Genomic DNA, 12035 nt, shown 5'->3' on the forward strand with positions numbered 1-12035 from the left:
GGACAGAAAGATAATGATAAGAGGCTGCTTTACTTTGGCGGCCTCTTTTTTTTGAAGCACAGACAGTACGGCTCAATATAAGGAGGGCTTATGTTCAAAAAAATCTTTGAGTACGCAGGGCCATATAAGAAAAATATGTATGTGGCCACGGTTGTCGTACTGGTCAGCGTTCTTATGGGCATCCTACCTTTTGTGCTGGCCTATCAGGTCATTTCGCCATTGGTTATGGGCGATTCTGTTGAAACAGAATTTGTTTTATTGCGTGTTATAGGGGTTTTGATCTGTCTTGTTTTGCAGGCGTTTTTTTATGGATGGGGATTATCAATTTCTCATAAAGCAGCATATAACACATTGTTCCGGCTGCGGGTATCTCTGCAAAAGAAGTTTGAGAAACTTCCCCTTGGCATTGTGGAGGAAAAAGGGACAGGGACAATCAAAAAGCTGTTTGTCGATGATGTGGACAGCTTGGAATTGCTCCTTGCTCATTCAGTCCCGGAGGGTATCGCAAATTTACTGATCCCGCTGGTGATTTATGTTGCTATGTTTTGTGCGGACTGGAAACTGGCTCTTATGTCTTTGGCCTCTATCCCGATTAGCCTGCTCTCCATGGTCATTATGTACTCTGTTGGAATGAAGCGCATGGGTCCCTACTATCAGTCTGCACAGAAAATGAACAACACGATCATTGAGTACATCAATGGTATGGAGGTTGTCAAGGTTTTCAACCGGGAGAGTGAATCTTACGAGAACTTCCACAAGGATGTAACGGACTATCGGGATTATACCTTGGCATGGTATAAAGCCGCCTGGCCCTGGATGGCGATATACGGAAGTCTGCTGCCCTGCACTGTTATTCTGACTTTGCCTCTTGGGGCATGGTTTGTTCTCTGTGGCATAAGCACTTTACCTGATTTGATTTTAGTCCTCTGCCTTTCCCTCAGCATTGGGATTCCTCTCCTGAAAGCACTGGGCTTTATGGAGACGATTCCGAATCTGAATTATAAGATCACAGCACTTGAACAGATGTTAAATGCGGCACCGCTGCAAGCTGCTGAGGATGATTTCCACGGACAGGATTTTAACATTTCTTACGACCATGTTTCCTTTGCGTATCAGACGACACAGCCTGACCCCGATGGGAAACCGATAATAGCGGAAAACGAAGTCCTCCACGATATTACCTTTGTGGCACAAGCAGGACAAAAAACTGCCCTAGTTGGTGAATCCGGTTCTGGCAAGAGCACCCTTGCAAAACTGTTGATCCACTACTATGACCCGCAGAAAGGGAGCATTTCCATTGGCGGGCAGAAACTTTGTGATATGAGCCTGGAGGCATTGAACAGCCGCATTTCCTATGTGGCTCAGGATCAGTACCTGTTTAACACCTCCCTGCTGGAAAATATCCGTCTTGGACGTTTGGATGCTACCGATGAGGAAGTAATGCAGGCGGCGAAGAAAGCCCAGTGTATGGAGTTTCTGGAAAAGCTGCCTCAAGGTATTCACTCCATGGCGGGCGATGCGGGGAAAATGCTTTCCGGAGGGCAGCGCCAGCGAATTTCCCTGGCGCGGGCAATATTGAAGGATGCCCCGATTGTAGTGCTTGACGAGGCCACGGCCTATGCTGATCCAGAAAATGAGGAAAAAATGGAGGCTGCTATTGCGGAGTTGGTGGAGGGAAAAACCTTGGTAGTTATCGCTCACAAACTTCCCGCTATAATGAACGCAGATCAAATATGCGTTATGGATCACGGAAAGATGGTGGCAACCGGAAAACATCAGGAGCTGATTCAAGCTTGCCCAGAATACCAAAAGTTGTGGAAAGCGGCTCAGGACAGCGCCGAGTGGAAAGTATCTACTGCAAAGGAGGGAAGATAAATGTTTGCATTGATTTCAAGAATCCTGAACCTCTCCGGGAGGTATAAAAGCCGTATTCAGGCTGCATTTCTATGTGCATTTGTCGAGTCCATTCTCTCCAAAATGCCGATCTTCATGGCGTTTATTGTCTTGGCCGGGTTTGCTGATAATACGCTGACTGGAAAGACCTGTCTGTTTGTCGGACTTGGATTATTAGCTGTTGTAGTGGTTCAGACAGTGGTTCACTATTTGAGCGACCGTCTGCAAAGTGCCGCTGGATTTATGATCTTTGCTGATAAACGGATGGAGTTGGGAAATCATTTAAGAAAAATGCCGATGGGTTACTTTACATCGGGGAATATTGGCAAAATCAGCTCTGTTCTTAGCACGGATATGGTATTCATTGAAGAAGTCGCTATGAGTACGCTGGGCAACATGATGGGCTATCTGCTGTCCTCCTTGATTCTGCTGGTATTCATGTTTTATTTGAACGTACAGCTTGGTTTGATTGCTGCCGCCGTCACGGTTCTGGCATGGCTGGTGTCAAAAGGAATGAACAAGGTTTCCCTGCGGGAAGCCGCAGAGCGGCAGGAGCAAAGCGAACGGCTGACCGATGCGGTGCTATCCTTTGTGGAGGGCATTGGCGTCATCAAGAGCTACAACCTGCTGGGCGAAAAATCAGAAGAACTGACTGACAATTTCCAGCGTTCCAGAAACACCTCCCTTGCTTTTGAGCAGAAAATGACACCCTGGACAATGAGTCTGAATATCCTTTACGGCATTGGTATTGCGGCGATTTTCGGCTTGTCGATTGTATTGGAACAGCGCGGCGCACTTCCGCTGGCCTATGTGCTTGGTGTTCTGCTGTTTGTGTTTGACCTCTTTGGACCGCTGAAAGCTCTTTATGGGGAAGCATCTCGCCTTACCGTTATGAATGCAGCTCTTGACCGCATTGAAGCAGTCCTGAATGAGCCTGAACTTCCCGACACGGGCAAGCAGCATCTTCCTGCACAGGCACAGCCGGGACAGCCAGAAGTTCAGTTTAACGATGTTGTATTTGCTTATCAGGACAAAGAAGTTTTGCATCATATCAGCTTTGCCATGAAGAAAGATTCTATGACTGCTTTAGTCGGACCTTCTGGCAGCGGAAAGTCTACTATTGCCAATTTGCTGGCTCGGCTTTGGGATGTAAAATCTGGCAGCATAATAATAAGAGGTATGGACATTCGGAACGTGCCTTTGGCAGAGCTGATGGAGCAGATCAGCATGGTATTCCAGCGAGTGTACTTATTCCAAGATACCATTTACAACAATATCAGCATAGGCAAACCGGACGCCACAGAGGAAGAAGTCTATGCAGCCGCTAAGAAGGCCCGCTGCTATGATTTCATCATGGCGTTGCCTGATGGATTCCAGACCGTAGTTGGTGAAGGCGGTGCTACACTCTCCGGCGGTGAAAAGCAGCGCATCTCGATTGCACGCTGCATCTTGAAAGATGCCCCTATCATCATTTTGGATGAAGCTACCGCAAGCGTAGATACTGATAACGAAAGCTATATTCAGGAGGCCATCTCGGAACTGGTAAAGGGCAAGACACTTCTCGTAATCGCCCACCGTCTGAATACCATCCAGAATGCCGATCAGATTTTGGTCATTGACAACGGCCAGATTGCACAGCAGGGCACGCACGAAGAACTTTTGAAGCAGCCCGGCATTTATCAGGAGTTTGTCAACATCCGAAAGAATGCGGCTGGATGGAGCCTTGCTTAACAAAATTCAGCGTATGCGATGCGGAGCATTAAATGTCTGTGAGAAGTTGTTCACCAAAGATTCTAGAAGAATTCTATGCAAAAAATTGAAGTTATTGTTCGTATCACGAAGGGCCACTGCCCTCCCCAAGAGCAGACGATTTTTGAGTGGATTGAAATGAACCGTGCTGCGCCAGACACTTTGAATTATCCCGGTCTGGAAATAAACTTAGAACACCGTCGTGTTTTCAAAAACGGACAGGAAGTGTACATGAGCCGTTACGAATATGGCGTTTTAAGTTTAATGGCACGGAATCCGGGGCAATTGTTTACAAAAGAGCAGATATTTGAAGCCGTGTGGCATCAGGATAGTGAAAGCTGCCTGACTGCTGTTACCAATACAATTGGACGCATCCGGCAAAAAATCGAGGATGATAGAGCTGCACCTGTCTATATCCGAACGATCTCCAACCTCGGCTACCAATTTATGCCGAACATTTCAGTGAAAAAAGATTCCTTATAACGATAAAAGCCATACTCAATGGGTAACTTAAACCTTGAGTATGGCTTTTATCGTTAGCTGGATAGATAAAAATTGACATCCTTGCAATCGGAAATAATCTTTTCTAAAATATAGAAAAAAGATTTTAGGAGGCGGTAAGATGCAATCCTTCGAAGATGTTCTGAGAGAGTTTGAAGATTTTTTGCAAACGGCATCCTATTTAGAGGTTCTCCCATGTCGATGGGGGTATGTACGGCTTTTTAATGAGGGTGCTCCTATCAACTTCTACGCAGTCTTATGCCGTACCCCACAAGAACTATATGATACGCTAGAAAATGATCTTGCCATTGAAAAAGAGGTTCAAAATCCACAACGAGACTGATTACGAGAAAATTATTGTGTAATTCGTTTGCTTTTCACGTGATTTTATTGAATGACCTGTTAGAATATTGCGTATTCAGACAAAAGAACGCCAGAGAGAAGCGTAACGTCCACTCTGGCAGCTTAGGTGTTTTTGTTCTGTTCTGAAAGTTCTGTCAAATGGATTGCGAGTGACCTTGTGGCATCCAACAGCGTTTTTCGCATTTCTGGCGGACAAGCAAAATAAATCGATTCTAACTCTCGACATTCGCGCTCTGCTTCTGATAAGTTCGGGTTGATAACCGAATCCAAGGAAAGTGGCAGAACATGGAGAATTGCACTTAAAATGTCAAAAGAAGGATTCTGTTTTCCATTTTCAATATTGGCGATATACTTCACCGAAACATTACTTTTCAGTGCCAGTTGCTCTTGTGTCATTTTCATCGCTTTTCGGACAGCCTTTATATGCTTCCCCAGAGCGATTGCATCCGCATTCGGCATCATCATCACCTCAATAGTATTGTATCGTTCTTGCGGAAAGAGCGGTATAACATCATCGTTCCCGCGATTTTGTCCTATTGTGCCGATTTTTGCGTTTCCCGGTCGAGTTATAAAAAAACGGTAACTCGTCCGGGCGATTTCACGCGCTATTCGATCACAGTTGCCGTTTGTGGAGGTAGCTGTGATTTTTTATTGGGGTAACGCATCAAAAAAAGCCTGTCTGTTGCTGTAGACCAGAATGCCAACAAACCGGCACAATTGTTCTACTTCACCACCCATAATCATGCCGATGTGCAATATTGCGCCAGCTTCCCTCAATGGGAGGCTGGCGTTTTCGCGCTTTTAAGGGCAAGGTGTCGTGCGCCACCACGATCCTTTTTGTCCGAATGCTCACATTCCGTAAAATAACTGGAGGATTATTGATAATGAAATCGACCTATTTGCTGCCGTGGTTCAAGATGACCACATGGTACTTTCGACTTTCTCGCTTGCTGAAAGTTTCCAACGTCAAAAAGCGCACCAAAAATCATAGTGCTGATGCCGACCGTATTTTCATGTTGGTGAAAAATCATGTGCTGGCCGTATCCGGCATGGGAGATGAAGCTCCGCCCACTCCCGGCGGAAGAAACGGAGGGAGTGATGTTTTATGATCCTGCTGCAACGGGTGAACGAATCCAAAACCTCCGAAAAGACCGTGAAGTGACACAAGAACAGCTTGCCATCGACCTGAACATCAGTGACCGCTACATGAGAAATCTGGAGAAGGGTGAGAAAGTTCCGTCTGTCGACCTCTTTGTGGAGCTGCGGGAGCGATTTGGCTCCTCGCTGGACTACATCGTCTTAGGTGTGTCTGCGTCCCAGCGGGAGCAGGAACTGCAAGATCAGCTGCAAATGCTCCGCAAAGAACTGAAAGAAATGCAGCGGCGGATTCTTGTTATGCTGGAAATGCTGGGCGAATCTGCTTGATCAAACGCTTTACTGTTGTAAACCGGAACGATTGGTTCCGGCTAAAATCGAAAAACCGGAACTACTGGTTCCTAACGAGAACTTCAGTTTTCAAGTACACTATGGTCACAGCAAGGGCAGCCCCCCTAACAGGGGACGACAAACCCGAAACTGTACCGTGTACCTTGAAAATTGAAGAAGCAGCTTTTCGGCACTTCCAGACAATGATACTTCCGTAATTCGCGGCCCGGTCAGAAAGCAGACGGGGTGGCTGAGATGCCAATGGAGCGGTGCAAATCCGCCGCCGAAAAGTTCCCACCTCCGGGGTGTCGAGGACAAATAGGAGAAAAACAGTATTTTTCAAACCACCAGTTGAGGATTTCTCGGCTGGTGGTTTTACATTTCCCATCAAAATACCGATATGGAGGAAATCTATATGAGTCGATTTTATAACAACTGCGTAGACGAAGCCAGCTTGACTACCCTCTGCCCGATTTGTCTGGATTCCTTTCAGGGGGCAAAGGGCGTTCGCGTCCGGCGCGCAGACCCTAAGCAGAAGATCAAGGATGTCTGCACCTACTGCCAGATTCGCTATGGTTTCGATTATTATGTACAGCCCGATAAGAACGCTGGGCAGTATGTGAAGCGAGGCCATTTCGATGATGAATCTGAATGCGCTTAAAATCGACCCGGAGTTTCAGGGCAAGATCCCGCCCCTGAATTTTGAAGAAGAACAACAGCTTGAGCAGAACATTCTCCACGAAGGGCGGCTGCTGAATCCCATTATCATCTGGAATGGCTTTATTCTGGACGGGCATACCCGCTACCGCATCCTGCGGAAGCATCCGTTCATCGCCTACCAGATACAGGAGATCGAACTGGCTAACCGCTACGCAGCTCTCTCATGGATCTGCCAGAACCAGCTTGGACGCAGAAATCTCGACCCGGAACGGAAGAAGTTTCTGATGGGCAAGCTGTATGAATCCGAAAAGCTGGCACGGGGCGGCTCCAAAGAGCGGGCACACGATGAGAACGGACGGTTCACCTCAATGGTTCAAAATGATCCATTGAGGGCAAAGCAGCTCTCCACCTGTGAGCGCATTGCCGCACAAAACGGCGTTGGGGCGGCTACCGTAAAGCGAGCGGAAAAGTATGCCAAAGGCGTGGACGCTGCGGAAGATGCAGTCCCCGGTGCAAGAGAGGAAATCCTGACCGGGCGCATCAAGGCAACGGATGCAGAAATCACCGCCTTGGCAAAAACGCCAAAAGCAGAAATTCCTGCTGCTCTTGCAGAATTACGGAAGCCAAAGCAGGAACGTCAGCCCCGAAAAGCCGAAACCGCTTCTTCAAAACAAACACTTTCTGAAATCAGCAAAAGCATCCATGGGCATCAACGCCAGCTTACTGCCGAAGAAAGAACCTCTCTGAAAGCATCCATTGACAACCGCTATCAGGAACGAGCCGTTGCAAACGGCTCCCTGATGATGTGCGAGGTACAGGGTGCCAAAGAGGACTTTATTCGCCGCTGGAATAACATTTTCAAAGAATACCCGGATGTTTTTGAAGATTCGGACTGCCGCAAGATCATTCATGACTTGACCGAAGATGCCGTACAGTATCTTCTGAAAATAAAGGAGAAAACGCTATGATGCTTTCTAACCTGAACCTTTCCAGCCTGCCGGAGTGCAACTTTGAAGTGCGGTACGTTGACAGCGTTCTGCTGAACCCCTGCGCCGAATATCAGCGGCTGCTCCGCATGGGCAAGGTTGCACGAATCGCAGCAAACTTTTCGGAGTACATCGCCAATGAGCCGAAAGTCAGCTACCGGGATGGCCGCTACTTCGTCTTTGATGGTCAGAACACCATTGAGGCACGGAAAACGTGCAACGGTGGGCGTGACCTCCCGATTCGCTGCAAGGTATTCTACGGCCTTTCTAAAGAGCATGAAGCTCTGCTGTTTGCTGTGCAGACAGGCATTTCCAGCGAACTGACCGCGGGTGAACAGCTTCGTGCCAAACTGGTGGCACACGAAGAAAACGCCTGCGGCTTTGCCGCCGTAACGGAAAATACCGGTGTACGCTTTGCGCTGGATGGGATTCGTGCCCCGTGGAGAATCTACTGCATCCGCTCGGCTTACTACATCTACAAGAGCTACGGTGCATCACTTTACCGTGAAATGCTGAGCGTTCTCGTAGATGCGTGGGGCGGCGATTCGGATTCGTTCCTGTCTGGCATCCTGCATGGCATGGCTCGTTTTCTGGCTCTGTATCAGGGCGAATACAGCCGGGAACGGCTGATTCTCCGGCTGCGCACAGTGCATCCCAAGACCATCACCCGGTTGGCACAAAACGACACTGGCAATGTGGCAGACCGCCACATGAAACAGATCCTGTCCATCTACAACGGTGCTGGCCGTACCCACAATTTGCCCTGCAAGCGGTGATGAACATGATTCCAGTCAACCGAAAGTTTCTGCGTGGTGATATTTACTACGCCAATCTGGAGCCACACCTTGGCTCCGAGCAGGGCGGTATCCGCCCTGTGGTCGTGGTGCAGAACAACACCGCAAACTGCTATTCGCCCAACCTCATTGTTGCGCCTGTCACATCAAATACTGCAAAGAAGCCCGATCACCAAGCCCACGTTCTTGTGGACGGTAATCGGGCTTTTTTGCAGCCCTCTATGATCTTGGCAGAATCTGTCCAGACCATCAGCAAGGGACGGCTGATCCGCCCGATGGGGCGGTTGAGCATCCCGGAACTCATTCGGCTCAATTATGCGCTGCTCTATCAGCTCGATCTGAACGAATGGGTATGGAGAAAGGAGGCCTATGAACGCTATCTGCGATACCACCGCTAAATCGGATACTATTTCCGTCAAAGGCTGCAAGGTCAAGATCACCTATGCGCCTGCGGATACGGACTGTCTGGATGCGATCCAGAAGCTGCTGCAAACCACCATCCTGCGCACGGCAGGGCACACCGCTGCCTGACATCCTTGTGTTCCTTGAATGCGTGAGATAAGATAAAATCGAACTGAACCTTGAAAACAAAATATGGACGAAACACGTTTGATTTTTCCTTTCTCACTCAAAGAAAGAGAGATTGAAATGAAAAAACGTGTCTATACCTTATACCGTGTTTCGACAAAGGGACAGGTCGAGAAAGACGACATCCCCATGCAGAAAGAAGCCTGCCGCAACTTTGCAGAAAGTCAGGGCTGGGAGATCGTCAAGGAATTTTCCGAAAAAGGCGTTTCCGGCTTTAAGAAGTCTGCCAAAGAGCGTGACGAACTCCAGAAAATTCAACAGGCCGCGATGGAGGGCAAGTTTGACATTCTGCTGGTGTTCATGTTTGACCGTCTCGGTCGCCGTGATGATGAAACGCCCTTTATCGTGGAATGGTTCACGAAGCAGGGCATCGAGGTCTGGAGCGTGAACGAGGGACAGCAGCGGTTCGACACCCATGTGGACAAGCTGATGAACTACATCCGCTACTGGCAGGCATCCGGCGAGAGTCTGAAAACCTCTGTCCGTACCCGGACAAGGCTGGAACAGCTCACCGGGGAAGGTCACTACACGGGCGGCACCGTGGCTTTTGGCTACAAGCGTGTCCGCCTTGGTCGGGTGAACAAGAAAAATCAAGAGGTCTGTGACCTTGTGATCGACGAAGCGGAAGCTGAGATCGTTCGGCTGATTTTCCACAAGTACGTTTACGAGGGCTACGGCGCACAGAAGTTGAGCCACTATCTTTATGAACAGGGAGTCGTAGGACGGAACAACAAAAATATCCCCAACACCAGCATCGTTCGGATGATCAAGAACAAAGGATACACGGGCTACCTTATCAATGGTGCAGTGGAAGCCGAGTGCCCACAGCTCCGCATCATTGAACCAGAATTGTTCGAGCAGGCACAGGAACTGCGGCAGGCACGCACTTGTGAGCGTGGCGGCACTTCACTGGGCACCAGCTCCAAAGCCCTTTTGACCGGGCTGGTTTACTGCGGTCACTGCGGCAACCGCTTGAGCCTGACCAGCAGCGGACGGACACACACCTACGCCGATGGGCATACGGTGAAAGAAGTCCGGCCCCGGTATAGCTGCTTTTATAAGATCCGGCATCCGGGTGACTGCGATGGGCAGTCTGGCTACGGTGTTTCCAAGCTGGATTCCATTGTAGAAGAAGTTGTCCGGCAGATCTTCGCACAGTTCCGGGAAGTTTCCCGGAAGAAGCTGCTGGAATCGGTCAAGACCAACGATGCCGCCCGCATCCAGAAGAAGGTCAAGAAAATCCAGAAAGACTTGGAAAGCAAGCAGAAAGAACTGGACGACCTGAAAGCCGAAACCATCCTCGTCATCCGGGGCGTGAGTGCCTTGGACAAAGAACTGCTGGGCACACTGGTAGCCGAGGCAAGAGAGGCTCTGGAAACTCTGGAAAAGCAGCTCGTGCAGGCACAGGAAGAATACGAAGAAGCCACCAAAACGGCAAAGCGCAGCAACTACATCTGCAACGAGCTGTTTACATGGGCGGATGTGTACGACACCGCCAACCACGATGAACGCCGCGCCATTTTGCAGCAGTTCATCAAGGAGATTCGCGTCCGAAAAGACTATGAGATCTCGATTACGCTGAACGCCAGCTTCAATCAAGTGGAGCAGCTCAAGGCTGTGTCAACCTACGATGGTGCGGAAATTTTTGAAGAAATTTCCGAGAAGGGGGCATAAAAGCGATGCGCTTGCCCGCAGAACTCTGCAAAATGCAAAGAAAGAAGCGTGAAACCGATGGATTTTCAAAAAGTACATGGATGACCCCACCCGGTTCGCATCCGACTTCAGGGTTCGGAGCCCGGCACGGTCTGCCAAAGTTTTTAGGCATAAAAAACGCCGCATCGTACAAAACGATGCGGCAAATTGGTGGACCTAGAGGGATTCGAACCCTTGACCTCTCGGATGCGAACCGAACGCTCTCCCAGCTGAGCTATAGGCCCATATTTAGGGGCGTGACTCGGTTGGGCGACCAACCGTTATACTCCCCATTCTAAAGCCCACAACTCTGTGGGGCACAAAAGCGATACGCTTGCACTCCCAGCTGAGCTATAGGCCCATATTTAGGGGCGTGACTCGGTTGGGCGACCAACCGACATACTCCCCATTTGAATGCCCACAACTCCGTGGGGCACAAAAGCGATACGCTTGCACTCCCAACTGAGCTATAGGCCCATGTGATGACCCTGTAAGTGTAACTCTGTTCGGGAAATTTGTCAAGTATTTTGGGCAGGGCCAAAAAGCATCGCTCAGCGGTTGCCTAGCTGCCAGAAAGCAACAGCGCTGGCAGCGGCAACGTTCAGGGAATCCACGCCGTGGGACATAGGGATTTTTACGGTGTAGTCACAGGCGGCAATGGTGCTGTGGGCAAGGCCGTCACCCTCTGTGCCCAGCACGATGGCGAGCTTCGGCTCGGCGGAAAGAGCGCTGTCGTCAATGCTTACGGAGCGGTCGCTCAGAGCCATGGCAGCAGTCTTGAAGCCAAGACTGTGCAGCTGAGCAATGCCGTTTTCCGGCCAGTCGGCAGGGCAGGTGCCGATCTGCGCCCAGGGCACCTGAAACACGGTGCCCATGCTCACACGCACGGCACGGCGGCACAGCGGGTCGCAGCAGGAAGGAGTAACGAGCACGGCATCCATGTTCAGTGCAGCGGCGCTGCGGAAGATCGCTCCCACATTGGTGGAGTCCACAATGCCCTCCAGAACGGCCACCCGGCGGGCATTGCGGCAGACCTCTTCCACGCTGCGCGGCAGCGGGCGGCGGAAGGCGCACAGCACGCCGCGGGTCAGCTCGAAGCCGGTCAGGCTGGCAAGGGTCTCGCGGTCGGCTGTGTACACCGGGGCATCCCCGCAACGGGTCAGGATATCGGCAGCCGGGCCGGTGATCTGTTTACGCTCCATGAGCAGGGAGAGCGGTGTGTATCCGGCATCCAGCGCGCGGGCGATCACCTTGGGGCTTTCGGCAATAAAGATGCCTTTTTCCGGTTCCAGACGATTGCGCAGCTGCGCCTGCGTCAGGCGGGCATAGACATCCAGCTCCGGTGCGGAAAGGTCTGTGATCTCGACAATATTCGGCATAAGGA

The 12035-nt window shown here is 50.1% G+C and carries 14 protein-coding genes and 1 tRNA gene; 12 read left to right on the top strand and 3 right to left on the bottom strand.

The features are described 5' to 3' along the window. Nucleotides 1-90 precede the first annotated feature (90 nt). The 4 genes from GKG34_RS00255 to GKG34_RS00270 all read left to right on the top strand — a co-directional run bounded on the left by GKG34_RS00255 (nucleotide 91) and on the right by GKG34_RS00270 (nucleotide 4486). Nucleotides 91-1875, top strand: coding sequence for an ABC transporter ATP-binding protein (locus GKG34_RS00255; protein ID WP_154255333.1), 1785 nt, complete (start codon nucleotides 91-93; stop codon nucleotides 1873-1875). Next, a complete protein-coding gene (locus GKG34_RS00260; protein WP_154255334.1) occupies nucleotides 1876-3624 on the top strand; it encodes an ABC transporter ATP-binding protein in 1749 nt (582 codons plus the stop codon). A 75-nt stretch (nucleotides 3625-3699) separates the two neighbouring features. Continuing rightward, complete coding sequence (locus GKG34_RS00265) at nucleotides 3700-4125, top strand: response regulator transcription factor (RefSeq protein ID WP_154255335.1); 426 nt, start codon at nucleotides 3700-3702, stop codon at nucleotides 4123-4125. 139 nt (nucleotides 4126-4264) lie between these two features. Then, on the top strand, nucleotides 4265-4486 hold the full coding sequence (locus tag GKG34_RS00270; RefSeq protein WP_015564162.1) for a hypothetical protein: 222 nt from the start codon (nucleotides 4265-4267) through the stop codon (nucleotides 4484-4486). Between the two features lie 122 nt (nucleotides 4487-4608). Here GKG34_RS00270 and GKG34_RS00275 read toward each other — a convergent pair whose 3' ends face one another. Further along, on the bottom strand, nucleotides 4609-4971 hold the full coding sequence (locus GKG34_RS00275) for a helix-turn-helix transcriptional regulator (RefSeq protein ID WP_097793461.1): 363 nt from the start codon (nucleotides 4969-4971) through the stop codon (nucleotides 4609-4611). Nucleotides 4972-5390: 419 nt separating this feature from the next. On the opposite strand from GKG34_RS00275, the gene GKG34_RS00280 reads away from it, so the two are divergent. The 8 genes from GKG34_RS00280 (at nucleotide 5391) to GKG34_RS00310 (ending at nucleotide 10633) form a co-directional block, all read left to right on the top strand. Further along, complete coding sequence (locus tag GKG34_RS00280; protein ID WP_154255336.1) at nucleotides 5391-5615, top strand: hypothetical protein; 225 nt, start codon at nucleotides 5391-5393, stop codon at nucleotides 5613-5615. After that, complete coding sequence (locus GKG34_RS00285; protein WP_049935196.1) at nucleotides 5605-5931, top strand: helix-turn-helix transcriptional regulator; 327 nt, start codon at nucleotides 5605-5607, stop codon at nucleotides 5929-5931. Before GKG34_RS00280 ends, GKG34_RS00285 begins: the two co-directional genes overlap by 11 nt. Before the next feature lie 415 nt (nucleotides 5932-6346). Beyond that, the gene (locus tag GKG34_RS00290; protein WP_097783479.1) at nucleotides 6347-6592 is read left to right on the top strand and encodes a hypothetical protein; all 246 of its coding nucleotides are present in this window, start codon (nucleotides 6347-6349) and stop codon (nucleotides 6590-6592) included. After that, the gene (locus tag GKG34_RS00295) at nucleotides 6570-7559 is read left to right on the top strand and encodes a hypothetical protein (protein WP_154255337.1); all 990 of its coding nucleotides are present in this window, start codon (nucleotides 6570-6572) and stop codon (nucleotides 7557-7559) included. The genes GKG34_RS00290 and GKG34_RS00295 overlap by 23 nt, the downstream gene beginning before the upstream one ends. After that, nucleotides 7556-8353: a DUF6551 family protein gene (locus GKG34_RS00300; RefSeq protein ID WP_154255338.1), complete on the top strand. Its 798-nt coding sequence runs from the start codon at nucleotides 7556-7558 to the stop codon at nucleotides 8351-8353. The genes GKG34_RS00295 and GKG34_RS00300 overlap by 4 nt, the downstream gene beginning before the upstream one ends. A gap of 5 nt (nucleotides 8354-8358) precedes the next feature. Continuing rightward, the gene (locus GKG34_RS00305) at nucleotides 8359-8769 is read left to right on the top strand and encodes a type II toxin-antitoxin system PemK/MazF family toxin (RefSeq protein WP_097783512.1); all 411 of its coding nucleotides are present in this window, start codon (nucleotides 8359-8361) and stop codon (nucleotides 8767-8769) included. Next, nucleotides 8741-8902: a hypothetical protein gene (locus GKG34_RS15595; protein WP_173015206.1), complete on the top strand. Its 162-nt coding sequence runs from the start codon at nucleotides 8741-8743 to the stop codon at nucleotides 8900-8902. The genes GKG34_RS00305 and GKG34_RS15595 overlap by 29 nt, the downstream gene beginning before the upstream one ends. Before the next feature lie 117 nt (nucleotides 8903-9019). Beyond that, nucleotides 9020-10633 (top strand): recombinase family protein, encoded by a 1614-nt coding sequence (locus GKG34_RS00310; protein ID WP_154255339.1) that lies wholly within the window; start codon nucleotides 9020-9022, stop codon nucleotides 10631-10633. Nucleotides 10634-10820: 187 nt separating this feature from the next. Here GKG34_RS00310 and GKG34_RS00315 read toward each other — a convergent pair. Continuing rightward, nucleotides 10821-10896, bottom strand: a tRNA-Ala gene (locus tag GKG34_RS00315). A gap of 306 nt (nucleotides 10897-11202) precedes the next feature. Beyond that, the gene (locus GKG34_RS00320) at nucleotides 11203-12030 is read right to left on the bottom strand and encodes an RNA methyltransferase (RefSeq protein ID WP_005939817.1); all 828 of its coding nucleotides are present in this window, start codon (nucleotides 12028-12030) and stop codon (nucleotides 11203-11205) included. Between the last annotated feature and the right edge of the window lie 5 nt (nucleotides 12031-12035).

It is taken from the genome of Faecalibacterium sp. BIOML-A4, from assembly GCF_009679665.1.
Taxonomy (GTDB): Bacteria; Bacillota; Clostridia; order Oscillospirales; family Ruminococcaceae; genus Faecalibacterium; species Faecalibacterium taiwanense.